We start from the raw sequence: 25,846 nt of genomic DNA on the forward strand, positions 1-25,846 counted from the left end.
TCGTTCGGAAAAATTGAATGATCAGGCTGGATGCGGTGACGCTGAAGCAGTTGCGCGCCCTGGCGGCGGTGGACAGGCATGGCTCGATGGCCGCGGCCGGCGCAGCGCTGGGCCTGACGCCTCCGGCGATCCACAGTCAGCTGAAGGGGCTCGAGCAGGCCTTCGGCCTTGCCCTGCTGCAGCGCAGTTCTGACAGTGCCGGGTCTGTGCTCACCGAAGAGGGCCGGGTGCTGCTGGAGGCCCATGCGCGCATGGAAGCCGTGCTGGCGCGGGCGGCACTGGAGATCAGGGCGTTGTCGGAGGGGCTCGCCGGCCGGGTCACCCTGGGCGTCGTGTCCACGGGCAAGTATTTCGCACCCCGGCTGGTCAAGATCCTGGCAACCCTCACGCCCAACGTCGAAGTGGTACTGCGCGTCGGCAACCGGGATCAGGTCATCCGGGACCTGGAGACCCGGTCAGTGGACCTTGCCATCATGGGGCGGCCGCCACGTCAGCCGCTTGTCGAGGCGGCCGCCATCGGTCCGCATCCGCATGGATTGATTGCCCCGCCCGATCACCCGCTGGCCGGCCGGGCCGCCCTGTCGGCCTCGGACCTCTATGACGAGACGATGATCTCGCGTGAGGAAGGTTCGGGCACGCGCATCCTGATGACACGTTACCTCGACCGCCTCGGCGACGGGCGGCCATTCCGGCTTGTCGAAATGGGATCCAACGAGACCATCAAGCAGTCGGTCATGGCCGGTCTTGGCATCGCGTTCCTTTCCCTGCACACCGTCACGGATGAACTGCACCAGGGCCGGCTGGTCACGCTCGCCGCGCCGGGGCTGCCGATCCAGCGGCACTGGTTCCTCGTGCATCCCTCGGACCAGGCCTTGCGGCCCGCGTCGAGAGCTGTCAGCGATGCTGTTCTGGCGCTGAAGGGAACCTTCCTGCCAGACGTGCCGCAGGTCTGAGACTTGGCCCACGCCGACTATTTGCCGTCGAGCCCTTGCGGCCCGCCCGGCCGCAGGTACAGTGGAAGGGGGAGGAACCTGATGGCACAACACCTGAGCCTTGGCCTGTCACAGCGCCCGTCTGCCATCAACGATGAAGTCTGGATGGAGGTGCTGTCGGCCGTCGACCGCACCTATGCTGATCTCGTCGATTACCAGGAGCGCCTTGAGCGGCAGAATGCCGAACTGGAAACCATGCGCCGGTTTCTGGCCTCTGTGCTTGCCTCGGTGTCTGACGTCCTGATCGTTCTGGATCGCAACGGCATCATCGAGGAAACCTCCGCTTCGCTTCTCACCCATGTCGGCGCCGGTCAGGCCTCAATGGCCGGGCTTCCCGTCGCCGGACTTTTTTCCGAACCCTGCCGGCCGGGCGTTGCCGACGCCATGGCGCGCGTGATGCAGACACGGACGGCTGAGACCATCGAGGCTGAACTCGTTGGACATGCCGGCAACGTGCCGCTCGAGCTCAGCCTGTCGCCGCGTCTTGATGAACGGGCAAGGCTGGCCGGACTGGTGCTCGCCGGACGCTCGGTTGGCGAGTTGCGCCAGGCCTATTCCGCGCTGGCCCGCAGCCATGATGAGCTGAAGGCGGCGCAGGCGCATCTGGTGAGAAATGAAAAGCTGGCCTCGCTCGGCCGTCTGCTCGCCGGTGTCGCGCATGAGCTGAACAACCCGATCAGCTTCGTCTATGCCAACGCGCATGCGCTGGAGCGCTATGCCGGCAAGTTCGAGACCTACTTCCGCCGTGTCCAGGAAGGCGCCCTGCGGGAAGAACTCGTCGCCCTGCGCGAGGAGCTGAAACTTGACCGCGAGGTCCGCAACCTGCGCGAGGCGGTCCATGGCGCCCGCGAAGGGGCCGAGCGGGTCCGCGACATCGTCGAGGATCTCAGGCGTCTGTCGGCAGACGGGGCGGGCGAGATGGTCGCGTTCGATCTGGCGGAAGTGACGCAAGTTGCCGCCAGTTGGGTCCAGCGCGGCACGCGCGAGCCGGTCGAGGTCGTCTTTACCGGCCTGCCCAGACTGATGGTCATCGGCCGGTCCGGGCATATCCAGCAGGTGGTGATGAACCTCGTCCAGAACGCTGTCGATGCCCTTGAGGGGCGCAGCGATGCCCGGATCGAGATTGGCCTGTCGCAGGAAGACGGGCGCGCGGTCCTCAGCGTGCGTGACAATGGACCAGGCGTTCCGCCTGCCGCGCAGCACCAGATCTTTGACCCGTTCTTCACCACCAAGCCGGTCGGGCGCGGCACCGGGCTTGGCCTGTCGATCAGCCACAAGATCGCCGAGGAACATGGCGGCCGCCTGCGGCTCGGTCCGCAGGCGGAGGGCGCCTGTTTCCAGCTTGACCTGACACTTGCCGAAGGATCTGGCGCATGAACCTGCTCTGGCTTCAGAGTTCCGGCTGCGGCGGCTGCACCATGTCGCTGCTCTGCGCGGAAAGCCCGCATGTGTTTGACCTCTTCGCCGATGCCGGCCTCAACGTGCTCTGGCATCCGGCGCTCAGCCTGGAAACCGGCGGTGATGTGCGGCGGATCCTTGCGGATATTCTCGCCGGCCGCACCACGCTCGACATCCTGTGCGTCGAGGGGGCCATCGCGCGCGGGCCAAAGGGCACCGGACGCTTCCAGATGCTGTCCGGCACCGGGGTCTCGATGCTGGACTGGGTCCGGCAGCTGGCGCCGCTCGCCGGTCACGTCGTGGCTGTGGGCACTTGCGCGGCCTATGGCGGTGTGACATCGGCCGGCGGCAATCCTTCGGACGCGACCGGCCTTCAGTATGAGGGCGCCCACGCCGGTGGCATCCTTCCGCCCGAGTTTCGCGGCCGCGCGGGCCTGCCCGTGATCAACATCGCTGGCTGCCCCACCCATCCCGACTGGGTGACCGAGACGCTGCTGCTGCTCAAGGCCGGGCTGTTCACGTCTACCGACATGGATGCACTCGGACGCCCGCGGTTCTATGCCGACCACCTCGTGCATCACGGCTGCCCGAAGAACGAGTTCTACGAGTACAAGGCGAGCGCACGGGAGCTGTCCGAAATCGGCTGCATGATGGAGCATCTCGGCTGCGTTGGCACGCAGGCCGTGGGGGACTGCAACATCCGGCCCTGGAACGGGGAGGGATCCTGCACACGCGGCGGCTATCCCTGCATTGCCTGCACCGCGCCGGAGTTCGAGGAGCCGCGCCATCCCTTCACCGAAACGCCGAAGATCGCCGGCATTCCCGTCGGCCTGCCCTCCGACATGCCGAAGGCCTGGTTCATGGCACTGGCCTCCCTCTCGAAGGCGGCGACGCCGGAGCGGATCGCGCGCAACGCCACCGCCGACCGCGTTCTCGTCCCGCCAACCATTCGCAAGCCGCGCCGATGACTGAGGGACGGCTGGTGCTTGGCCCGTTCAACCGGGTCGAGGGGGATCTTGAAGTGCATCTGGATGTGGCGGACGGTGTCGTTGCGGCGGCCCGGGTCAACGCGCCGCTCTATCGTGGGTTTGAGCGCATGCTGGAGGGCAAGGACCCGCGCGACGCGCTCACCATCACGCCGCGCATCTGCGGCATCTGCTCCATCAGCCAGTCCGCTGCCGCCGCCCGCGCCCTTGGAGCTGCCATGGGCTTGACCCCGCCACCGGCAGGCGAGGCAGTGATGCAGCTGATCCATGCGGTCGAGAACGTCGCCGACCACATGACGCACTTCAACCTGTTCTTCATGCCGGACTTCACCCGTCCCATCTATGCGGACCGCTTCTGGCATGGTCAGGCGCTGGACCGCTTCACGGCAATGCAGGGCAGTGCGCAGCGGGCAGCGGTCGCCGCTCGCGCGGAACTTCTGCACATCCTCGGGCTGCTCGCCGGCAAGTGGCCGCATACGCTGGCGCTCCAGCCGGGCGGCGTGACCAAGGCACCCGGCGCAAGGGACAAGGTCCGGCTGTCGACGCATCTGCGCGCCTTTCGCCGCTATCTGGAAGAGGTTCTCTTCGGCGCTCCGGTGGAGGATTTCGCGGCACTCGCCAGCACGGACGGGCTCAAGGACTGGTCACGCGGCGATGCTGGTCTGTTCCTGCGCATTGCCCTCGACACAGATCTTGAAAATCTTGGGAGGGGCGCGGGGCGGTATCTCAGCTTCGGTGCCTATCCGCTGGCAGGCGGTCACGCCTTCAGGGCCGGGGTCTGGGACAACGGGCCGCAGACACTCGAGACGTCGGCAATCGCCGAGGATCTCAGCCACGCCTGGATGCTTGGTGCCACCGCCCATCCCTTGCGCGGCATGACCTTGCCGGACGAGGACATGCGTGACAGCGCTTATTCCTGGTGCAAGGCCCCGCGCCTTGATGGCCGTCCGATGGAAACCGGTGCGCTGGCGCGGCAGGTCATCGACGGACATCCGCTTGCGGTCGATCTGGCCATCCGGGGCGGCGGCGTGCTGGCCCGTGTGACGGCACGCCTGCTGGAAATTGCCCGCACCCAGATCCTGATGGAAGACATCGTGCGCGATCTCGATCCGGCTGCACGGTTCATGGAGGCCGGTTCCCTGCCGGATCAGGGCGTTGGTGCCGGGCTGGTCGAGGCCGCGCGCGGCGCGCTGGGCCATTGGCTGCGCATCGAACAGGGCCGCATCGCCAGCTATCAGATCATCGCGCCCACCACCTGGAACTTCAGCCCGCGCGACAGTCTCGGCATTCCCGGGCCGCTGGAGGCCGCGCTCGCCGGAACGCCCCTGCGGCCAGGCGAGGAAACCCCGGTGGCGGTGCAGCATGTGGTGCGGTCCTTTGACCCTTGCATGGTGTGCACGGTGCATTGAGCACGGCGCGGGCGGGTCTTGGGGAGGCAGGGAGCCGGCATGACTGAGGGCAGGATCATCCGCGTGCGAGGCCAGGTCCAGGGGGTGGGGTTCCGCCCCTTCGTCTGGACGCTCGCCCGCCGCCTTGGCCTCAGGGGCCGGGTGCTGAATGATCCGGAAGGCGTGCTGATTCATGCCGCCGGCGCTCACCTTGATGCCTTCGAGGCCGCTCTGGCGGCAGAGGCACCGCCGCTTGCTCGCGTCGACGCTGTCGAAAGCCAGTCGGCAGCGTTCGACCAGCTTCCGCCGGATTTCATCATCGCCGCCTCTGCCGGCACAGGCTCGCAAACCCGCGTCACGCCAGACGCTGCCACCTGCGAAGCCTGCCGCATCGAGATATCGACACCCGGCCGCCGCCAGGGCTACGCCTTCACCAACTGCACCCATTGCGGCCCGCGTTACTCGATCCTGCGCGCGCTGCCCTATGACCGGGCGCGCACCGCCATGTCCGGCTTCCCCATGTGTCCCGATTGCCGCAAGGAGTACGAGGATCCGGCGGACCGGCGCTTCCATGCCCAGCCCATTGCCTGCCCGGCCTGCGGTCCGCGTCTCTGGTATGAGGAAGACGCCTGCTGCATCGAAGGCGATCCGGTTGCCCTTGCCGCCGCTCGGCTCAAGCAAGGCGCGATTGTCGCGGTGAAGGGCATCGGCGGCTTTCACCTTGCCTGTGACGCTGCAAATCCCGCGGCGCTGGCGCTCTTGCGTCAGCGCAAGAAGCGTCCGGCCAAGCCTTTTGCGCTGATGGCGCGCGAGGCGGATCTGGCGGACCTGATCGAGCTGACACCGGCCGTCCTTGAGCGTCTGCGCGATCCGGCGGCACCGGTGGTCCTTGCCCGCAGTCTTGGCCGCTTGCCGGAGGATGTGGCGCCGGGCATGTGCAGCCTTGGCGTCATGCTGCCCTACACGCCGCTGCATCATCTCCTGCTGGCGGCCTTCGGCGGGGCGCTGGTGATGACGTCGGGCAATCTCTCCGGCGAGCCGCAGGTCATCGGCAATGCGGAGGCGAGGGCAAAACTGTCCGGCTTTGCCGACGGCTTCCTGCTGCACGACCGCGAGATCCTGCGCCGTCTGGATGATGGCGTCGAGCGGGCCGAACCGCCAATGATGCTGCGCCGTGCCCGCGGCCGCGTGCCAGGCACCCTGCCATTGCCGGCGGGCTTTGATCCGGCCGCACAGGTGCTGGCGCTGGGCGGGCAGATGAAGGCGGCGGTCTGCCTCGTCAAGAACGGCCAGGCTCTGCTCTCGCAGCATCTCGGCGATCTCGACGATGCCCTGACGCTGGAGGAATTCGACAAGGCGATTACCGACTGCACCGCCCTGTTTGATCATCATCCGGCAAGGATCGCCGTGGACCTTCACCCGCAGTACCGCTCCACCGAGGCGGGCGAGGCCTTGGCCCGTGCCGCAAGCCTTCCGGTCACATGCGTCGCGCATCATCATGCCCATGTCGCGGCCTGCCTTGGCGACAATCTCTGGCCGCGCGAGGGCGGGGCCGTCGCTGGCATCGTGCTGGATGGCACGGGTCTGGGGCCCGATGGCACGCTGTGGGGCGGAGAACTGCTGCTGGCCGACTACGTGTCTGCCGAGCGGATTGCCCATCTGGCGCCGGCACCGCTGCCGGGCGGTGACAGGGCGGCACAGGAGCCCTGGCGCAACCTGCTTGTCCGGCTCGATGCGGCCGGGCTGGATCCGGCGCAGCTGGATGCCATCTGCCACGACAAGTTCGCCGGCAAGCCTGTGGCGGCCCTGCGCGCGGCCATCCGCGCCGGGGTCAACGCGCCCTTGTCCTCATCGGCTGGCCGGCTGTTCGATGCGGTCTCTGCCCTGCTTGGTCTTTGCGTTGATCGCCAGACCTACGAGGGCGAGGCAGCGATGCGTCTCGAGGCGATTGCCGAGATGGCCTCTGGCTATACACCTTCCGCCGTCTCCAGTTCTGGCGCGATCGATCCGTCGCCGCTGTTCCGCGCAATGCTGGCCGACCTGGACGACGGTATCGCTGCGCCCGTTATCGCCGGCCGGTTCCACAGCTGGCTGGCGGAGAGTTTCTGCGTCCCCGCTGCTGTCCTCGTCCGGGACGGCCGGGCGGGGGCTGTGGCCCTGTCAGGCGGCTGCTTCCAGAACGCGCATCTGCTCAAGGCCTGCCTTGCCGCCCTGAAGGGCGTGCCGGTTCTGGTGCATCGCCAGGTTCCGGCCAATGATGGCGGCCTTGCCCTGGGTCAGGCCCTGATTTGCCTGGCGCGCGCCGCGGCGGAAAGCCGCTGACCGGCGGGCGGACCGGACTGGACATCTGCTTGGCAGCGCAATCTGCTCCTGAGGCCGAAAAACCATCTCATCATATTGATAAAAAACATGAAAAGAAGAATGTGACGGCATCTGTAATTCCGCGTGCCTGACCTCGTCCGAGGCGCATAGTTCTTCCCGGTACAGTCGAAACCCAGTTTTGATGGACCGAGGGAGGAACTCTTGTCTCAGATCGAAACCTTTTACGAGGTGATGCGGCGCCAGGGCATCACCCGGCGCAGCTTCATGAAGTATTGCAGCCTGACAGCCGCCGCGCTCGGCCTTGGCCCGTCGTTCGTGCCCAAGATCGCCCATGCGATGGAAACCAAACCGCGCACGCCGGTGATCTGGATCCATGGGCTTGAATGCACCTGCTGTTCGGAAAGCTTCATCCGCTCGGCCCATCCTCTGGCCAAGGATGTCGTCTTGTCGATGATCAGTCTCGACTATGACGACACGCTGATGGCAGCGGCTGGCCATGCGGCCGAAGCGGCGCTGCAGGACACGATCGAGAAGTACAAGGGCAACTACATCCTCGCCGTTGAGGGCAATCCGCCGCTGAACGAGGACGGGATGTATTGCATCATCGGCGGCAAGCCCTTCGTGGAGCAGCTGCGCCATGCGGCCGAGCATGCCAAGGCGATCATCTCCTGGGGGGCTTGCGCGTCCTACGGCTGCGTCCAGGCCGCCGCGCCGAACCCGACGCGGGCCACGCCGGTGCACAAGGTCATCCTCGACAAGCCGATCATCAAGGTTCCGGGCTGCCCGCCCATTGCCGAGGTGATGACCGGTGTCATCACCTACATGCTTACCTTCGACCGGATGCCGACGCTCGACCGTCAGGGCCGGCCGGCGATGTTCTACTCCCAGCGCATCCACGACAAATGCTACCGGCGGCCGCATTTCGACGCCGGCCAGTTCGTCGAGACCTGGGACGACGAGGGCGCCCGCAAGGGCTTCTGCCTCTACAAGATGGGCTGCAAGGGACCGACCACCTACAACGCCTGCTCGACCGTGCGCTGGAACGAGGGCGTCTCGTTCCCCATCCAGTCCGGACATGGCTGCATCGGCTGCTCGGAAGACGGCTTCTGGGACCAGGGCAGCTTCTATGACCGGCTGACCAACATCAAGCAGTTCGGCGTTGAAGCCAACGCGGATCAGGTCGGCATGGCCGCGGCCGGCGTCGTCGGCGGCGCCGTGGCGGTCCATGCCGCCGTATCGGCGCTCAAGCGCGCCCAGAAGAAGACCCAGGACAAGGTGGAGGGCTGATCCATGACCGCAACGCCAAATGGTTTCAACCTCGACAATTCCGGCCGCCGCATCGTCGTCGACCCGGTCACCCGCATCGAAGGGCACATGCGCTGCGAAGTGAATGTGGACGAGAACAACTACATCCGGAATGCGGTCTCGACCGGCACGATGTGGCGCGGCCTGGAGGTCATTCTCAAGGGCCGAGATCCGCGCGATGCCTGGGCCTTCACCGAGCGCATCTGCGGCGTCTGCACCGGCACCCATGCGCTCACCAGCGTGCGCGCGGTGGAAGACGCGCTGGCGATCAAGATCCCGGACAACGCCAATTCCATCCGCAACATCATGCAGCTCAACCTGCAGATCCATGATCACATCGTGCATTTCTACCATCTGCACGCGCTGGACTGGGTCAATCCGATAAATGCCTTGCGCGCCGACCCGAAGGCGACGTCGGAGTTGCAGCAGGCGGTCAGCCCCAGTCATCCGCTGTCGTCGCCGGGCTATTTCCGCGACGTGCAGAACCGGCTGAAGAAGTTCGTCGAGTCTGGCCAGCTGGGCCTGTTCAAGAACGGCTACTGGGACAATCCGGCCTATCTGCTGCCGCCGGAAGCCGATCTCATGGCGACAACGCATTACCTTGAGGCGCTCGACCTGCAGAAGGAAATCGTCAAGGTCCACACCATCTTCGGCGGCAAGAACCCGCATCCGAACTGGCTGGTTGGCGGCGTACCGTGTCCGATCAACATCGATGGCGTCGGCGCCGTCGGTGCCATCAACATGGAGCGGCTGAACATGGTCAGCTCCATCATCGACCTGTGCAACACGTTCAACAAGAACGTCTACATTCCCGACGTCATCGCCATCGGCGGGTTCTACAAGAACTGGCTCTATGGCGGCGGCCTGTCAGGCAAGTCGGTGCTGGCCTATGGCGACATTCCCGAGCATCCCAACAACTTCGATGCCGCGCAGCTGCATCTGCCGCGCGGGGCGATCATCAACGGCAACCTCAACGAGGTTCACGACGTTGATCCGCGCGATCCGGAACAGGTGCAGGAGTTCGTCGATCACAGCTGGTACACCTACGCCGAACCCGGCAAAGGCCTGCATCCCTGGGATGGCGTGACCGAGCCGAAATACGAACTTGGCCCCAACGCCAAGGGCACGCGCACCAACATCCTCGAACTGGACGAGGCCGCCAAATACAGCTGGATCAAGGCGCCGCGCTGGCGCGGCAATGCCATGGAGGTCGGACCGCTCGCCCGCTACGTGGTGGGCTATGCCAAGGGGCATGAGGACATCAAGAACCAGGTCGAAGGCCTCCTGCGTACCATGAACCTGCCCGTCACGGCGCTGTTCTCGACGCTCGGCCGCACCGCCGCCCGGGCGCTGGAAAGCGAGTACTGCGGACGGCTGCAGAAGTACTTCTTCGACAAGCTTGTCACCAACATCAAGAACGGTGACCAGTCGACAGCCAATGTGGAGAAGTGGGATCCCAAGACCTGGCCGAAGGAGGCCAAGGGTGTCGGCATGACCGAAGCCCCGCGCGGGGCGCTCGGTCACTGGATCCGCATCAAGGACGGCCGCATCGACAACTACCAGTGCGTCGTGCCGACCACCTGGAACGGCAGCCCGCGCGACACGAAAGGCAACATCGGTGCTTTCGAGGCCTCGCTGATGGACACCTACATGGAACGCCCCGACGAGCCGGTCGAGATCCTGCGCACGCTGCACAGTTTCGACCCGTGCCTGGCCTGCTCGACCCATGTGATGTCGCCGGACGGCGATGTGCTGACCACCGTCAAGGTTCGCTGAGGGAGGAAACCCATGAAATACGTTGTGCTTCTGGGAGCCCTGCTCCTGTCCTCGCCGGCCCTCGCCCATACCGGGCATGGTGACACGTCCGGCCTGCTGGCGGGCCTGATGCATCCCGTCTTCGGCCTTGATCATCTCCTGGCCATGGTCGCCGTCGGCCTCTGGTCGGGCCTGGCGTTGCCGAAACATCCCTGGGCCGGGGCGGCCGCCTTTGTCGGATCCATGCTCCTCGGGGCCTGCCTGTCGTTTGCCGGCGTGCCGCTGCCGGCAGTCGAGACCCTGATCCTGGCTTCAGTTGTCGTGTTCGGCGCTCTCGTGTTCATGGCCAGACCTGACATGCCGGCAATCTTCTCGCTCGTCGCACTGGTTGTCATCGGCCTCTTCGCGCTCGGTCATGGCCATGCCCATGCCAGCGAGGCCGAGGGCGGGGCTGTTGCCTATGTCGCCGGGTTTGTCCTCGCTACATCGCTGCTGCACCTGGCCGGGATCGGCATGGCACGCGGCGTTGCCCGCAACCTTGTCCTGCAACGCGTCCTCGGGGGTGCCATCGCGGCCTCGGGCCTGTTGCTGGCGCTCGCGTGAGGATGGGTCATGACCAAGGACAGCCATGCCCTCGACATCGAGGGCCTCCCCGTCAACCGGCAGACATCTGTCTATGTCTATGAGGCGCCGGTCCGCATCTGGCACTGGGTCAACGCGGCGGCCATTCTGGTGCTCTGCGTCACCGGGTATTTCATCGGCAGCCCGCCGCCTTCGGTCGGCCAGCATGAGGCCTACAACCAGTTCATTTTCGGCTACATCCGCTTTGCGCATTTTGCGGCCGGAATGATCCTGACGGTTGGCTTCCTCGGCCGCGCCTACTGGGCCGTCATCGGCAACCACCATGCCCGGCAGCTGTTCTATCTGCCGGTGTGGGATGGCCACTGGTGGCGCGAAGTCCTGTTCGAGATCCGCTGGTATCTGTTCCTGGAACGCGAGCCGAAGAAATACGTCGGCCACAATCCGCTGGCGCAGCTGGCCATGTTCTTCTTCATCACGCTCGGCGTCGGCTTCATGATCGTGACCGGCCTGGCGCTCTATGCGGAAGGGGCAGGGCAGGGCTCGATCTTTGACGACCTGTTCGGCTGGGTCATCGCGCTGGTCGGCAACACCCAGCGCCTGCACACGCTGCATCACCTCGGCATGTGGTGGATTCTGATCTTCATGATCGTGCACATCTACGTCGCGATCCGCGAGGACATCATGAGCCGCCAGTCGATTGTCTCGACCATGATCTCCGGCCACCGGACCTTCAAGGATGACCGGCCGGACTGATCCCCTGTTGTGTGCTGGTGGCCGCATGGACTGTGGCCACCCGACTTGCGGCGCGATCTCCGGATCGCGCCGCTTTTCATGGAAGTGAACTATCCATCAAATGTCAAAAACCGGAAGGAGCCCAGCCAATTTTGTGCGGTCCTGATACTGCAAACTGGCAATAATATATTGTATTGATTGAGGAATCTATCTTTTTGGCATTTGCCTAAAAAAGTCACTCCTGAACCGGCAAATGTCCTAGCTTCTGACCAAGGGCTGTAAGCCCACTTGCCAGCTTGTTCCGAGGGAGGGGAGCATGCCAGCGACCAGACCAGCATCCTTGCCGGCATCCGTGCTTGTGCTTGGCATCGGCAATGTCCTGTGGGCCGACGAGGGTTTCGGGGTCCGTTGTATCGAGACCCTAGCCGAGACCTTCGAGGTTCCCCCGCATGTCCGCCTTCTCGATGGCGGCACACAGGGTCTCTACCTGCTGCCGTTCCTGGAGCAGGCCGACGCGCTTCTCGTCTTCGATGCCATTGATTACGGCCTGGCCCCGGGCACGCTCAAGGTCGTGCGCGATGCAGACGTGCCGGCCTTCATGGGTGCCAAGAAGATGAGCCTGCACCAGACCGGCTTCCAGGATGTGATCGCAACGGCCCAGCTGCTTGGCCGTTGTCCCCCGCTCCTGACGCTGATCGGCTGCCAGCCGGTCGAGCTGGAAGACTATGGCGGCGGCCTTCGCCCTGCTGTTGCCGCTGCCATTGCCCCGGCGCTGGAGGTGGCATTCCGGGAATTGCAGGATTGGGGCGTGACGCTTGTGCCCGGCCGCAGTTCCTCGGCTGACCTTGCCGATCCGTCCATCCGCCGCCACGCCTATGAGGATGGCCGCCCGGCGGAGGAGCTCGCCTGCCGCGTCGGCGATGACCGCTTCTTTCCGGGAGCTGGCTGATGTGCATCGGTGAACCGGCCCTGCTGCGGTCGCGCAAGGGAATTGCCGGCCTCGCCGAGATCGACGGGCAGGACGTGCTGGTCGACCTCAGCCTCGTGCCGGACGCTGAGCCCGGAGCTTGGCTGCTGTGTTTCCTTGGGGCCGCCCGCGCGGTGATTGAGGAAGACGAGGCCATGTCGATCCGCGCGGCGGTCGGCGCACTGCGGCGGGTCATGGCTGGCGGCAGCATCGGTGATGCCTTCGCTGATCTCGACCAGCGCGAACCAACGCTTCCAGCTCATCTTCAGGCCGCGCTCGATGCCGGCCACAGCCAGGGATAAGCGCGATGACCTTGATGCCAGAAACCACGCCAGACACCACCCCGGACGCGACGCCTGCCGCCGGGACAACGCCCTCCAGCGCCCACCCGCTGTTGCAGCGGCTGGTCCGCGACCTGAACTGGCCACTGCTGGCAACCCTTTCCGACGTCAACCATTTCACGGCGACTGAGGGCGCTCATTGCCTGCTGGTTCCCGGCAATCCTGTCCGCAATCTCGAGACCGCCGATGCGGCCGTGATCCTGCCCGAGCTGCGCATGACCTTTCAGGGTGCATTCGACTGCGCCCTCGTCGATGACTCCATCGAGGCCGAGGTGCGCGAGATGTTCAATGCGCTGAAGACGCCCGGCTTTCTGTTCTTCCGGGATGGCCACTATCTCGGATCGATCCAGAAGATCCGCGACTGGGACGACTACCTGATGCGCATTCCCCGCTTGTTGAACCTTGCAGTCAAGGAGCGCATCCAATGAGCAATGGCTTTTTCCTGCCGCCTGTCGGTTTCGGTCCCGGCTCCCAGCCGGTCGAGGATGAAGAACTGGCCTATCTGGCGCTGCCGTCCGGCATGCGCACCTATTCGCCGCATCTGCCGCAGGTCGATGATGCCTCGCAGGTGACGCCCGCACTGAAGACGCTGATCGACATTGCCGAAGCCTGTGCGACCTGTGCTGCCACCGGCCAGCATGCCGAGTTCGACCTCTCCGGCATGGATGCGGCCAGCCGCGCCCTGATGGCCGAAACGCTTGGCCAGGGCGAGGTTTCGATGAAGCTCCGTGGCATTCCGGCGCTGATGGTGCAGGAAAGCGTGTTTGCGGGTGTCTGGATGCTGGCCGGCGTCGGCGTCGACCGCGTCGAGGTCGGATCTGTGCCAGAGCTGGCGGTTGCAAGGGCGCATCAGGGGGCTCCGGCGCCGCTTCTGTCCGCGCCCCGGCCTGCCGGTACGGTCAATGCTCCTGCGCTCATTGCGGAACTGGTCGAGCACTCCGCGTCCTTCCGCCCCGGACAGGAGCCGCATGTGATCAACCTCTCGCTCCTGCCGCATACGGAGGCAGATCTGGACTGGCTGGCAGCGGCCATGGGGCAGGGGGCGGTGACGGTCCTGTCGCGCGGCTATGGCAATTGCCGCGTCACGGCCTGCGCGTTGCCGCAGGTATGGCGCGTGCAGTTCTACAACTCCATGGACTCGCTGATCCTCGACACCTACGAGGTGACGACCATGCCGGAAGTGGTGATCGCTGCGCCGGAAGACCTTGCCGACAGCGGCGGCCGTATCCTCGAGGTACTGGAGGCGATCCGATGAGCCGTTTCGAAGGATCTTACCTCGGCGCCAATGACCGGATCAGTCCGCTTGCGATCATGGAATGCAAGATCTGCTGGACGCCTTACGATCCGGCTGAGGGCGATGACACGCGCCAGATCCTTCCCGGCACCCCGTTTCTGGACTTGCCGGAGGACTGGAGCTGTCCCGGCTGCGATGCGCCCAAGCATCAGTTCATGGTGCGCGAGGATCCAGGCTCTGCTGCCTTGCGCGAACAGCAGGCGCTGGAGGAGCGGACCCGTCTGCTGGTCGCCGATTTCCAGGACGTCTGGCACTCCAAGATGCGCGACGTGCCGCTGGTCAATCAGGCGCTGAATGTGGAGGCCGTCGGGTTCCGCATGCATGACGGGCGTCCGCTTGGCGTGTTGATCGCACCCTGGTTCATGAACCTCGTGATGCTGCCCGCGCAAGACGAGGACTGGTCTGCGCTGGTTCCAGGTGCCAAGGAAAACATCTCGTTCCCCTCTGGTGACTATGAGTTCCTGCATAACCGGCGCGAACTGGTTGGTGGCTACAAGGCCTGTTCGCTGTTCTCGCCGATGGGCGATTTCAGCAGCCAGCTGCAGGCGCAGGACGTGGCGCGGGCGGTGATGCTGGCCCTGTTCGATGAGGAAAACCGGGAGGAAACCGACCGGGCGTCTGACATTCGCGCTGCCCGTGAACAGGAACTTGCCGCCGCCGAGGCAGCCGCGAACGCAGAAACTGACGGCAGCGCCGCGTCCCCTGCCGAACCCGTCGTCGCGCCTTCGCGGCGGATGATCATCACCGGCGGATTGTCCCGCGACACCTCAGGCGCCAGAGAAGCAGAAGGGGCGGCCTGATGAGCAACTGCGCCCTGAGCGTCGTTTTGCGGCACACCGAAGACAGGCTGGAGGCCCGGTTGATCCGGACCAACGGCGCTTCGGTCGACCCGCTGGTGCTCGGGCGTCCCGTCGAAGAAGCGGCACGTTTGCTTGGCCGGGTGTTCAGCCTGTGCCGCTGTGCCCAGTCGGCGGCTTTGCGGCTGGCGGTTGACAATGAGGCTGCCGACGTCGCCGGACTTGCAGCCGAAATCCGCCTTGACCATCTGGCGCAGCTGTTCGTTCATCTGCCCCCGTTCGTTGGTCTGGCGTCGCGGCCCTTGCCGGTACATTGCACCGCCGATGCGCTGTTTGGCGCGGGCGGGCACTGCCCCGCGCCCGAGGAGTTGCAGGACTGGCTCGCGGGTGAACAAGGCACAGCTCCCTTGCTGCGCCGGATCGCCGATGCCTTTGCGCCCGGTGAGGCCGATCCGGGATTGCCGTTGCTGCGCGCCGGTGAAGCCCCTCGGCCTGGCCGCGCCTTGAATGTGGCAGCATGCCGGGTGGCTGGACATCTGATGATGCGGGCGGTTGCCGGTCGATATGGTCATGGACCGTTGTGGCAAGCGATGGGCTTGCTGGTGGAACTTGCCGAACTCGACCAGCCGGGCCATCTCAAGCCGCAGCGTCCGCAGGCGGGTGTTGCCCTCGTTCCCGCCGCACGTGGCACCTACGAGCTGCGCGCCAGGACGTCCGGCGACCTCTTGACGCATTTGTCCCGGCTGACACCAACCGATGATCTGACGGTCCCCGGCGGAGCCCTTGAGCGCGCGCTTGCAGCGCTGCCCGGGAGCAAGGTTCATCTTGCCCCGCTGGTGATTGCCTGCCTCAATCCGTGCGAACATGTCGTCGTTCGGGAGGAAACCGATGCATGAAATGTCGCTCTGCGAGGGCGTTCGCCGCATCATCGACGAGCAGGCCGCGGTGCATGGGTTCAGCGCTGTCAGGGTCGTGCGGCTGGAAGTCGGCCGCTTTGCCGGCGTTGAAAAGGATGCGCTCGCCTTCGCCTTCGACGTTGTGATGCAAGGTGGGCCCGCCGAAGGCGCGCGTCTGGAGCTGATCGACCTGCCGGGAGCGGCGCTTTGCTATGACTGCGGGCAGCAGGTGGAACTCGAACACCGGCTCGCGCCCTGTCCGGCCTGCGGCGGCGGCAGGCTGATGCCGCAGGGCGGTGATGAAATGCGGATCAAGGATCTGGAGGTGATCTGATGTGTACGGTTTGCGGTTGCGGCGATGCCGCAGTGATTGACGGAACACCTGTCGGCGCAAACGCCAGGACAACGGCGTCCGGTCGGCACACTCACCATCATCATCACCACCACCACAGCCATGGTCACTCGCCTGGCCACAGTCATGACCATGGGCACGACCACACCCATGATCACGACCATGACCACGATCACCCGCATGATCACTCCCACGATCATGATCATGCTCACGACAACGCGCACCACTACGGGCTTGGCGCTGCGGGCGTGTCAGTGCCGGGGATGAGCCAGGAGCGGCTGATTGCTGTCGAGACTGCGATCCTGTCGAAGAATGACGCCTATGCGGCAGGCAACCGGCGCATTCTGGAGGCGCTGGGCATCCTGGCGGTCAATCTCGTGTCCTCGCCGGGGTCCGGCAAGACGACCCTGCTTTGCCGCACCATCGCGATGCTGGGCAATACGCCCCTGGCCGTGATCGAGGGCGACCAGCAGACCTCCAATGACGCCGACCGTATCCGCGCCACCGGCGCGCGGGCCGTACAGATCAACACCGGCAAGGGCTGTCACCTCGACGCCCATATGGTCGGCCATGCCATGGCCGATCTGGCGCTGGAGGCCGGCTCACTGCTGTTCATCGAGAACGTCGGCAATCTCGTCTGCCCGGCTGCCTTTGACCTTGGCGAGGAGGCAAAGGTCGCGATCCTCTCGGTGACCGAGGGCGAGGACAAGCCGTTGAAATACCCGGACATGTTCACGGCCGCCAAGCTGGCACTCGTCAACAAGACCGACCTTGCGCCCCATTGCGATGTGTCCCTTGCCGCCTATGAAGCCAATCTGAAGCGGGTCAATCCCGGTATCGAGGTGCTGTTCGTGTCGGCCCGTACGGGCGAGGGCATGGACGCCTGGATCAGCTGGCTGCGGACGCGGCATGCGTCGAAACAGGCGCATGCCCGCGTTGCTCCCGGCAAGGCGGTCTGACATGAACGCGCATGCCACCCGTTCCACCCTGCTCCTGGTCGACGACGAGCCGCATTCTCTCACCGCCATGCGGATGGCGCTGGAGGATGAGTTCGAGATCCTGACCGCCAATGGCGCAGACGAGGCGCTTCAGGCGCTGGAAAAGGAATGGGTGCACGCGATCTTCTGCGACCAGCGCATGCCCGGCCGGTCCGGGGTCGAATTCCTCACCGAAGTGCGCGACCGCTGGCCGGAGACCGTGCGTGTCATCATCACCGGCTACACCGACGCCAGCGCGATGATGGCGGCAATCAATGATGCCGGAATCCACCAGTTCCTGACCAAGCCCTGGCATCCTGATCAGCTGATGATCGCGGCACGCAATGCCGTGCGCCTGTTCCAGCTCGCCCGCGAAAACGAGCGGCTGGTGCTGGAGATGCGCTATCTCGCCAACACCGCCAAGACCCGGCTCGAGCGCCGCCGCAAGGCCTTGCAGGAGGGCGCCGGCTTCGAGGCCATCAGCCGCGCTCCGGCCTCGCCGATGAACCTGACGGTTGACCACGCCCGCCGCTACGCCAGCTTTGACCTGTCCGTGCTGATCCACGGCGAAACCGGCACCGGCAAGGCACGGCTGGCGCGCGCCATGCACCTTGGCTCGCTGCACTCCGACAAGCCGTTCTACACGTTCAACCTGGCGGGTGTTCCGTCGGATCTGGCCGCCATCCACCTGTTCGGCGCCAAGCGCGGAGTGCTGCCGGGCGGCGTCTACAAGGTCGGCCTGATGCAGAAGGCTGACCGGGGCACGCTTTACCTTACCGGAATCGAACACGCGCCGGTCGACATCCAGCTGGCGTTGCTCCGGGTCCTGACCGAGGGCACTTTCACGCCGGTCGGCGGGCAGGAAATGCTCGACACCAACGTCCGCCTGCTCACCGGAACCTCGGCGGATCTGGCGGCACTGGTCGCTGCCGGCCGTTTCCTGCCGGATCTCTTTCATGCCCTGTCCGTCGGGCAGGTTTCGGTGCCACCGCTGCGCCAGCGCCGCTGCGACATTGCCATCCTCGCCCAGCAGCATCTGGCCGAACTGTCGCTGGCCCATGGCAAGCCCCTGCGCGGCTTCACGCCGGCGGCGCTGGATTTTCTCGAGAATTATGATTGGCCGGGGAACCTGCGCGAGCTGATCGGTGAGGTGACGCGCATGCTGGTCTTTGCCCAGGACGAGATTCTGGGCGCGGAGCTGATATCGCGTCACATCCTGCAATCGTTGCCTGGCAATCCCGCCCGTGACGGTGCGCTGGATCCGGTGCTGGTCACCGATGGATCGCTGAAGGAACGGGTCGAGCAGATGGAAACGCGCATCTTGCGCGAGACGCTCGCCCGGCACCGCTGGAACAAGAGCCGGGCAGCCGGTGAACTCGGCCTCAGCCGGGTCGGGCTCCGGGCCAAGCTGGAACGCTACGGCATCATGGATCCGTCAGGTCGCGGTGATGACGAGGATGAGGAGGACTGAACCATGTGTCTCGGCATTCCAGGGCAGATCGTGGCGATCACCGATCCGGATCGCATGATGGCGATGGCTGATGTCTCCGGCGTGCGCCGGCAGGTCAATGTGGCCTGCGTCATAGGCGCTTCCATCGACGACCTCGTCGGCAAATGGGCCCTTATCCATGTGGGCTTCGCCATGGCGGTGATCGACGAGGACGAGGCGGCCAAGACGCTGGAGGCTCTTAGGGAACTGGGCGAAGCCCAGGAGACGCTGGCGGCAATGGCCGAGGGCGAGCGGGCGCTGGAGGTTCAGCCATGAAGTTTGCATCCGAATTTCGCGATCCGCTGGCCGCCCGCGCGCTTCTGGCCGAAATCGCCCGCGTGGCCGATGCACTCGGCGCCACCCGGGCGAAGCCCGTCCACATCATGGAAATCTGCGGCGGGCACACCCATGCCATCTTCCGCTATGGGCTCGACAAGCTGGTGCATGAGGGCATCGAGTTCATCCACGGCCCCGGCTGCCCGGTCTGCGTCCTGCCGATGACGCGGGTGGATGAATGCATCGAGATCGCCGAACAGCCAGGCGTCATCTTCACCACCTTCGGCGATGCCATGCGCGTTCCCGGTTCGCGCGGCAACCTGTTGCAGGCCAAGGCGCGCGGGGCGGACATCCGCATGGTCTATTCGCCGCTCGATGCGCTGGAACTGGCGCGGCGCAATCCGGACCGGCATGTGGTGTTCTTCGGTCTTGGCTTCGAGACGACCACTCCGTCGACGGCCCTGGCGATCCAGCAGGCCGCGCGCGAAGGCCTGCCGAACTTTTCCGTCTTCTGCAATCACATCACCGTGCCGGAGCCGATCCGCGCCTTGCTGCAGGACCCCGACATGCGGCTGGACGGCTTTGTCGGACCGGGCCACGTCAGCATGGTGATCGGCATTCACCCCTATGACTTCATTCCGGAGGAGTTCGGCAAGCCCATCGTCGTCGCCGGCTTCGAGCCGCTCGATCTCCTGCAATCGGTGCTGATGGTGCTGCGCCAAATTGCCGAAGGCCGGGCGGAAGTCGAGAACCAGTATGCCCGCGTCGTCCCCGAACATGGCAATCCGGTCAGCCTTGCCGCCATGGCCGATGTCTACGAGCGGCGGCCGAGTTTCGAATGGCGTGGTCTTGGCGAGATTGACGCCTCGGGCCTGCGCATCCGCGCGGCCTATTCGAATTACGATGCCGAATGCCGCTTCACGGTGGGCTATGGCGCCCCGCAGCGCAGCGTCGTCGAGCCGGAAGGCTGCGCCTGCGGTGCCGTCATGACCGGACGCATCAAGCCGACGGCCTGCCCGCATTACGGCACCTTGTGCAAACCGGAAACGCCGCTCGGCGCGCTGATGGTGAGTTCGGAAGGGGCCTGCGCTGCCTATTGGCAATATGGCGGCGCCCGCGCGCTTGCCTCTTGATCCCGTCACCAGAGCAGGAGTAGCCGGCATGGCACTGCGCGATACGCATGTCACACTGGCGCATGGTGGCGGTGGCCGCGCCATGCGGGACCTGATCGACGACGTCTTCACCAGCGTCTTCGCACCGCCCGGTATGGAGGATCAGGCTAGGCTGTTTGATGCAGCGCTCGCGGAACCCGGCGCACGGTTGGCCTTCACGACGGACAGTTTCGTCGTCACTCCGATGGAGTTTCCCGGTGGCAATATCGGCCATCTGGCGGTTTGCGGCACTGTCAACGATCTCGCTGTGGGCGGTGCCCGCCCGCTCTGGCTGTCGGCGGCCTTCATCATTGAAGAGGGAACCGAAGTTGCCCTGCTCCGGCGCATCGTGGCTGCCATGGCTGAGGAGGCGGCAGCTGCCGGCGTCAGGATCGTGACGGGTGACACCAAGGTGGTGGGGCGCGGGGCGGCGGACGGGGTGTTCGTCACCACGGCCGGTGTCGGTGTCATTCCGCCGGGCCGCGACCTGGCTGCCGAACGGATCCGCCCCGGGGATGTTGCCATCGTCAATGGCGTTCTGGGCGATCATGGTGCAGCCATCCTTGCCGCCCGGGGAGACCTCGCGCTCAGCACGGATGTCCAGTCGGACTGCGCTGCGCTCGGGCACCTCATGGAGGCCGTTCTGGCCGCTGCACCGGGCACCTGCGCTGCGCGCGACTGCACACGCGGCGGCGTTGCCTCCGCCCTCAACGAGATGGCGCAGGCGGCCGGAGTTGGTATCGTCATCGACGAAGAGCGTCTTCCCTTGCGCGCCGAAGTCCAGGGCGTGTGCGAAATCCTCGGCCTTGATCCGCTCTACCTTGCCAATGAAGGCACGCTGGTCGTCTTCGTCCCGGAGGCAGAAGCAGAGGCCGCGTTGGCCGCCATGCAGGCTCGTGCCGAGGGGCAGGGCGCGCGGATCATCGGCCGTGCGGTGGCCGATCACCCGGCGCAGGTGCGGATGCGGACGGCGTTCGGCGGCCAGCGCATCGTCGACATGCTGGTTGGCGAGCAACTGCCACGTATCTGCTGATGTGTCTCCAGGACGGCCCATGCAATCTTGTCGCATCCTGAAAAAAGGGGCTTGAAGCTCTAGTCACTATAGATGTTACGCCGGACCTCACAGGGAGAGTTTCGCCCGGAACCCGGGCAGTGAGGTGAATGATGAATGCTTCAGCGTCCCGGTCCACCGTGTGTGAATGGACCATTTCCGGCATGGACTGCGGCTCTTGCGCCGAGCAAGGTGAAGGGGGCCGTCGAACGGCTTCCGGGTGTCGATGCCGTCGAAGTCACCCTGATGAGCGAGCGCCTGCGTCTCACGCTGGATGAAGCGGTGACATCGCGCGAAAAGATCGAGAAAGCCGTGTCGGCCCTTGGCTATGGCATCAAGCCCAGGGGCGTGGCCGCGTCGGCCCCAACCCCAGCATCTGCAGCAGACGCCTGTGGTTGCGGCCATGATCACGGTCATGAACACGGCTCATCGTCTGGTGAAGCGCACAAGCACGACCACGCCCACGAGCATGCAGATGGAACCTGCGGAGGTCATGCTGCGCCTGCCTCTGGCATGGCAAACGCTGCCCCCGCCGCCCATTCCCACTCCCATGGCGATGACGAGCCCGTAGCTGGCGACGGCCAGCGGCGCAGCTGGTACCAGACGGCCAAGGGCAGACTGGTTGTCGTGACTGCTGCGTTGCTCGGGATCGCCTGGGCCTCGCATTATGTGCTCGCGCCGGATCTGGCCTCCTGGGTCTTTGTTGCGGCCTGCGTCATCGGTGTCCTTCCGGTTGCCCGGAGAGCCTTTGCCGCTCTCGCCGCTGGCATGCCTTTCACCATCGAGATGCTGATGACCATCGCCGCAGCCGGCGCGCTGCTGATCGGCGCGGCGGAAGAGGCTGCGCTCGTGGTCTTCCTCTTTGCCGTCGGCGAGGTGCTGGAAGGCGTTGCCGCCGACCGGGCCCGTGAAGGCATCCGGGCGCTGGCGCGTCTCGTCCCGAAAACGGCCCAGCTGGAAACGCCCACAGGCGCGCGCGAAGTAGCGGCAGACAGCCTTGCGCCCGGCCAGATCGTGCTGGTCCGTCCTGGCGACCGCATTCCGGCCGATGGCGTCATTCGCTCCGGTCTCTCCGGTGTCGATGAAAGCCCGGTGACCGGCGAAAGCGTGCCGCGCACGAAGGGTGAGGGCGACGAGGTCTTCGCCGGCTCGATCAACACCGAGGCCTTGCTCAAGGTCGAGGTCACCCGCGCATCGGCGGACAACACCATCGCCCGCATCATCAAGCTGGTCGAGGAGGCGGAAAGCGCCCGCGCGCCGACCGAACGCTTCATCGACCGCTTCAGCCGCTATTACATGCCGTTCATTGTCGGCCTCGCCGCTCTGGTTGCCATCGTGCCGCCGCTTGGCTTTGGCGCAGACTGGAACACCTGGATCTATCGCGCCCTGTCGCTGCTGCTCATCGGCTGCCCCTGCGCGCTGGTCATCTCCGTGCCCGCCTCCATCGCCTCGGCCCTGTCGGCTGGCGCAAGGCGCGGGTTGCTGATGAAGGGCGGTGCGGTCATTGAAGCCATTGCCCGCGTCAAGGCCGTCACCTTCGACAAGACCGGCACGCTCACGGAGGGCCGGCCGCAGGTGGTCGATCTTGTGCCAGTGGCCGGTGCCGATGATGCCGCGCTGCTGCAAGCTGCCGCAGCCGTCGAGGCCGGTTCGTCCCATCCGCTGGCCAAGGCCATCGTCGCCCGCACGCAAGCCTTGTCCCTCGCCATTCCGGCCGCTGAAGGTGGTCGCGCCATGGCCGGCAAGGGTGTCGAGGCGACCGTTGAAGGCCGATTGGTTCAAGTGGTTTCGCCGCGCCATGCGGCGGAGCTGAAGGTCCTGGCCGCAGCATCAGAGGCGGAGGCGACCCGGCTCGAAGCAGAAGGCAAGACGGTGGTCTGCGTCCTGAAGGAGGGTCAGCTTCTGGGCCTCATTGCCCTGCGCGATGAGCCGCGTGAGGACGCCCGTGGCGGCATTCGCCAGCTGTCTCAGCTCGGCGTCAGCGCCATCATGCTGACTGGTGACAACGCCCGCACCGCCAAGGCCATTGCCGGCACGCTTGGGCTGGATGCCCGCGCCGAGCTGATGCCGGAAGACAAGGTGCGCGCGATCCGCGATCTGGCCGCAACCGGTGGCGTGATGATGGTCGGAGACGGCATCAACGATGCGCCCGCACTGGCGCAGGCGTCGGTCGGTGTTGCCATGGGCTCGGGTACGGATGTCGCGCTGGAGACCGCCGATGCCGCCGTGCTGCGCGACCGGGTCAGCGATGTCGCGGGTCTCATCCGCCTTGCACGCAAGGCCATGGGCAACATCCATCAGAACATCGCCATCGCACTTGGACTGAAGGCCGTGTTCCTGGTGACCAGCATCCTCGGCCTCACCGGGCTTTGGATTGCCATCATGGCCGACACGGGCGCCACCGTCCTCGTCACCCTCAACGCCCTCCGCCTCCTGGCCTATGACCCGGGCAAGGAGGGGTAGGGGGAGATCCACGAACGGGTTCGTACATTCTCTCTGCGCTGTCCCGCCCCCTCCCACGTCGCTCCTGCCTTCGCAGGAGCGACGAGAGGGAGGTCGTCCAGCCGCCTCAACCCCACTGCGGCCTGGCCGGCAGCCAGAACACCTCGGAATCCGATTCTTCAGTCGCCAGCCACAGGAACGGCAGGTCGGGGTAATCGGCGTCGAGGATTTCGTGGTCCTCGCCGATTTCGCAAAGGATGCCGCCGCCCTCGTTCATGTGGTCGCGGTAGCTGTTCAGGATCTCTCGCACCAGATCCAGCCCGTCATGGCCGCCGTGCAGCGCCATTTCCGGCTCGTGGCGGAATTCGTCCGGCAGAACGTCCATCACGTCCGGATGGACATAGGGCGGGTTGGTGATGATCAGGTCGTAGGTGCGGCCCTTTACCGGTTCGAACAGGTTGCCCTGCAGCAGTTCGATCCGGTCCTCCAGCCCATGCTCGGCCACATTCTCCGCCGCAAGGCTCAAGGCCTCGGGCGACAGGTCGACCGCATCCACCCTGGCATTGGGGAAGGCATAGGCGGCGAAGATCGCCAGCGAGCCACCGCCGGTGCACAGGTCCAGCACGGAGGTGACGTCTTCCGGATCGCGGATCAGGTTCACGTCCGGGTCCGACCCGTCGAACAGCGACGAGCGCAGCAGTTCGGCGATGTAGGAGCGCGGCACCAGCGCCCGCGCGTCCGACTTGAACGGCACGCCAAGCAGGTAGCTGCGGCCCGTAATATAGGCTGCCGGTAACCGCGTCTCGATGCGCAGGGCCAGCCGCTCGCCGAGCAGCGCCTTCTCATGCGCGCTGAGCCGGGCATCGGCCCAGGTGTTGAAGTCGTCGATCGGCAGGCGCAGCGTTTCCAGGATGATGAAGACCGCCTCGTCCAGGGCGGTCGACGAGCCATGGCCGAAGTAGAGGTCGGCGCTCTCGAAGGCGCTGACGGCCAGCCGCAGCACGTCCTTGAGGGTCACCATGTCGGCCACGTCACGGCGCAGGTCGATGGCAAGATCAGGGATCGGTGTATGGGCTGCGGTCGGCATCTCGGTCATCCTCTCAGTGCCCGGACGCGCCTTGAGACAGCCAGCCGGAACCGGCGCGAGTTGTTGTGCAAGTCGCGGGAGAATGCAAGGGCAAGGGCAGATCTGACGAATCAATGCCACAGCCCGGCGGCTCGCCGCAGCGCCCTCTCCCCTACTGAAGCCGCTCGACTGTTCTAAAGCTCCAGCCCTTCCCGGCGTCATCCCGGCCCAGCGAAGCGCCGGGCCGGGACCGGAGAGTCGAGGTCTCAAAAAAGTCCGCGTTCTAGAAGCGGCCGGGCCGTGGCTCACCGGTCCCGGGTCTTCGCTGCGCTGCGCCCGGGATGACGGACAACGCAGTCTCCCGCTCCCGGGACCTCCGGTCGGAAGGCCTCATCGGCACACAGCAGTCTGCAGTCTCACGCCCTCAGGCGTTGCCCGGACCCCAGGCGCGGACGTCGCCATAGGCTTCCGGGTAGCTGGCGAGGTCGTGGTGCACCAGACCGCGCACGCCGACGAGGCGATGCGAGAAGCTGCCGTCGGCCTCGAAGGCATGTTCGACATAGCCGACTGCCTTGACGCCATAGCCCGGCTGCCAGGGATCGGAAATCATGAACGAGGTGGCCGGAGCCCAGATGTGCCGCGTGCCGGCGACCATCGTGTCGCGGTACTGGTGCACGTGACCGCAGGCGATCATTGCCGGAGTTACACCGCCGAGCGCAGCCAGCAGCTTCTGGCGCGGTCCCTTCGTGGTGAAGCGGTTGCTCGACAGGTCTTCCTCGTAGGTCTCGTCCATCAACGGCTTGTGCAGAAAGATCGCCAGCGACCGGCCGCCGAGATCCGCCACCGCATCGCGCACCAGCATCTCCTGGTCGGCCGCACCGGCAAGATCCAGCCCCAGCGTCAGGGCATTGAGACCGAGCAGGCGCCAGCCCGGAACATCGAGGCTCCAGCAGTCGGGACCGAACACCGAGCGGTAGCGCTCGAGGCGTTCGGCGTTGACCGGCTGGCGGCGGGCCACATCGAGGTGATCGCCCACGTCATGATTGCCGGGCAGTGCATGCCATTCCAGCCCGAGGCTGTCATGGGCGGAACGGGCCTCGACGAGATCTGCCTCGTGGTCGGCGCCATCCAGCGCCAGATCGCCGGTGTTGATGACGAGGTCAGGCCGGCTGTCGCGCAGGCTTTCCGCGATCTTGTCGAAATTCTCCCGGAAGAACGGTTTTTCCGGCGACAGATGCGTGTCGGAAATCTGGGCGATGCGAATGGTCATGGGATCCTCTTGTGGGT

General features: G+C 65.6%; 25 protein-coding genes. 23 read left to right on the top strand and 2 right to left on the bottom strand.

The window, feature by feature from the left end; all coding sequences use genetic code 11:
• Positions 1-17 precede the first annotated feature (17 nt).
• From cbbR to OVA12_RS03820, 23 genes are all read left to right on the top strand, one after another.
• The gene (cbbR, locus tag OVA12_RS03715) at positions 18-953 is read left to right on the top strand and encodes a LysR family regulator CbbR (RefSeq protein ID WP_268134609.1); all 936 of its coding nucleotides are present in this window, start codon (positions 18-20) and stop codon (positions 951-953) included.
• Between the two features lie 81 nt (positions 954-1,034).
• Positions 1,035-2,369, top strand: coding sequence for a sensor histidine kinase (locus OVA12_RS03720; protein ID WP_268134611.1), 1,335 nt, complete (start codon positions 1,035-1,037; stop codon positions 2,367-2,369).
• Positions 2,366-3,358 carry a HupU protein gene (locus tag OVA12_RS03725; protein ID WP_268134612.1) on the top strand — a complete coding sequence of 331 codons (993 nt, stop codon included), beginning with the start codon at positions 2,366-2,368 and terminating at the stop codon, positions 3,356-3,358. The genes OVA12_RS03720 and OVA12_RS03725 overlap by 4 nt, the downstream gene beginning before the upstream one ends.
• Positions 3,355-4,785: a nickel-dependent hydrogenase large subunit gene (locus OVA12_RS03730; protein WP_268134614.1), complete on the top strand. Its 1,431-nt coding sequence runs from the start codon at positions 3,355-3,357 to the stop codon at positions 4,783-4,785. Before OVA12_RS03725 ends, OVA12_RS03730 begins: the two co-directional genes overlap by 4 nt.
• Positions 4,786-4,824: 39 nt before the next feature.
• Positions 4,825-7,086: a carbamoyltransferase HypF gene (gene hypF, locus OVA12_RS03735; protein WP_268134616.1), complete on the top strand. Its 2,262-nt coding sequence runs from the start codon at positions 4,825-4,827 to the stop codon at positions 7,084-7,086.
• Between the two features lie 201 nt (positions 7,087-7,287).
• Positions 7,288-8,373, top strand: a complete 1,086-nt coding sequence (locus tag OVA12_RS03740; RefSeq protein WP_268134618.1) for a hydrogenase small subunit — start codon at positions 7,288-7,290, stop codon at positions 8,371-8,373.
• Positions 8,374-8,376: 3 nt separating this feature from the next.
• Complete coding sequence (locus tag OVA12_RS03745; protein ID WP_268134620.1) at positions 8,377-10,167, top strand: nickel-dependent hydrogenase large subunit; 1,791 nt, start codon at positions 8,377-8,379, stop codon at positions 10,165-10,167.
• A gap of 12 nt (positions 10,168-10,179) precedes the next feature.
• Positions 10,180-10,749: a HupE/UreJ family protein gene (locus OVA12_RS03750; RefSeq protein WP_268134622.1), complete on the top strand. Its 570-nt coding sequence runs from the start codon at positions 10,180-10,182 to the stop codon at positions 10,747-10,749.
• Positions 10,750-10,758: 9 nt separating this feature from the next.
• Positions 10,759-11,481, top strand: coding sequence for a Ni/Fe-hydrogenase, b-type cytochrome subunit (gene cybH, locus OVA12_RS03755; RefSeq protein ID WP_268134624.1), 723 nt, complete (start codon positions 10,759-10,761; stop codon positions 11,479-11,481).
• Positions 11,482-11,776: 295 nt separating this feature from the next.
• Positions 11,777-12,409, top strand: coding sequence for a HyaD/HybD family hydrogenase maturation endopeptidase (locus OVA12_RS03760; protein WP_268134626.1), 633 nt, complete (start codon positions 11,777-11,779; stop codon positions 12,407-12,409).
• Positions 12,409-12,729, top strand: a complete 321-nt coding sequence (locus tag OVA12_RS03765) for a HypC/HybG/HupF family hydrogenase formation chaperone (protein ID WP_268134628.1) — start codon at positions 12,409-12,411, stop codon at positions 12,727-12,729. The genes OVA12_RS03760 and OVA12_RS03765 overlap by 1 nt, the downstream gene beginning before the upstream one ends.
• Positions 12,730-12,734: 5 nt before the next feature.
• Positions 12,735-13,196 carry a hydrogenase gene (locus OVA12_RS03770; protein ID WP_268134630.1) on the top strand — a complete coding sequence of 154 codons (462 nt, stop codon included), beginning with the start codon at positions 12,735-12,737 and terminating at the stop codon, positions 13,194-13,196.
• Positions 13,193-14,023: a hydrogenase expression/formation protein gene (locus OVA12_RS03775; protein WP_268134631.1), complete on the top strand. Its 831-nt coding sequence runs from the start codon at positions 13,193-13,195 to the stop codon at positions 14,021-14,023. The genes OVA12_RS03770 and OVA12_RS03775 overlap by 4 nt, the downstream gene beginning before the upstream one ends.
• Complete coding sequence (hybE, locus tag OVA12_RS03780) at positions 14,020-14,862, top strand: [NiFe]-hydrogenase assembly chaperone HybE (RefSeq protein WP_268134633.1); 843 nt, start codon at positions 14,020-14,022, stop codon at positions 14,860-14,862. The genes OVA12_RS03775 and hybE overlap by 4 nt, the downstream gene beginning before the upstream one ends.
• Complete coding sequence (locus tag OVA12_RS03785) at positions 14,862-15,755, top strand: hypothetical protein (protein WP_268134634.1); 894 nt, start codon at positions 14,862-14,864, stop codon at positions 15,753-15,755. The genes hybE and OVA12_RS03785 overlap by 1 nt, the downstream gene beginning before the upstream one ends.
• Positions 15,748-16,089, top strand: a complete 342-nt coding sequence (gene hypA / locus OVA12_RS03790; RefSeq protein ID WP_268134635.1) for a hydrogenase maturation nickel metallochaperone HypA — start codon at positions 15,748-15,750, stop codon at positions 16,087-16,089. The genes OVA12_RS03785 and hypA overlap by 8 nt, the downstream gene beginning before the upstream one ends.
• Before the next feature lie 36 nt (positions 16,090-16,125).
• Positions 16,126-16,374 carry a hypothetical protein gene (locus OVA12_RS23940; protein ID WP_442793804.1) on the top strand — a complete coding sequence of 83 codons (249 nt, stop codon included), beginning with the start codon at positions 16,126-16,128 and terminating at the stop codon, positions 16,372-16,374.
• A complete protein-coding gene (hypB, locus tag OVA12_RS03795; protein ID WP_442793805.1) occupies positions 16,371-17,066 on the top strand; it encodes a hydrogenase nickel incorporation protein HypB in 696 nt (231 codons plus the stop codon). The genes OVA12_RS23940 and hypB overlap by 4 nt, the downstream gene beginning before the upstream one ends.
• A 1-nt stretch (position 17,067) precedes the next feature.
• Entirely contained in the window at positions 17,068-18,555 is a 1,488-nt protein-coding gene (locus OVA12_RS03800) for a sigma-54-dependent transcriptional regulator (protein WP_268134638.1), read from the top strand.
• Positions 18,556-18,558: 3 nt separating this feature from the next.
• A complete protein-coding gene (locus OVA12_RS03805) occupies positions 18,559-18,849 on the top strand; it encodes a HypC/HybG/HupF family hydrogenase formation chaperone (protein ID WP_268134640.1) in 291 nt (96 codons plus the stop codon).
• A complete protein-coding gene (hypD, locus tag OVA12_RS03810; RefSeq protein WP_268134642.1) occupies positions 18,846-19,982 on the top strand; it encodes a hydrogenase formation protein HypD in 1,137 nt (378 codons plus the stop codon). The genes OVA12_RS03805 and hypD overlap by 4 nt, the downstream gene beginning before the upstream one ends.
• Positions 19,983-20,010: 28 nt before the next feature.
• A complete protein-coding gene (gene hypE / locus OVA12_RS03815; RefSeq protein WP_268134644.1) occupies positions 20,011-21,033 on the top strand; it encodes a hydrogenase expression/formation protein HypE in 1,023 nt (340 codons plus the stop codon).
• A gap of 210 nt (positions 21,034-21,243) precedes the next feature.
• Complete coding sequence (locus tag OVA12_RS03820; protein WP_326493886.1) at positions 21,244-23,514, top strand: heavy metal translocating P-type ATPase; 2,271 nt, start codon at positions 21,244-21,246, stop codon at positions 23,512-23,514.
• A 106-nt stretch (positions 23,515-23,620) separates the two neighbouring features.
• Here the strand turns inward: OVA12_RS03820 and prmB are convergent, their stop codons facing one another.
• On the bottom strand, positions 23,621-24,580 hold the full coding sequence (prmB, locus tag OVA12_RS03825) for a 50S ribosomal protein L3 N(5)-glutamine methyltransferase (RefSeq protein WP_268134646.1): 960 nt from the start codon (positions 24,578-24,580) through the stop codon (positions 23,621-23,623).
• A gap of 403 nt (positions 24,581-24,983) precedes the next feature.
• The gene (locus tag OVA12_RS03830) at positions 24,984-25,829 is read right to left on the bottom strand and encodes a metallophosphoesterase family protein (protein ID WP_268134648.1); all 846 of its coding nucleotides are present in this window, start codon (positions 25,827-25,829) and stop codon (positions 24,984-24,986) included.
• Between the last annotated feature and the right edge of the window lie 17 nt (positions 25,830-25,846).

It is taken from the genome of Pannonibacter sp. SL95 (genome assembly GCF_026672425.1).
Taxonomy (GTDB): Bacteria; Pseudomonadota; Alphaproteobacteria; order Rhizobiales; family Stappiaceae; genus Pannonibacter.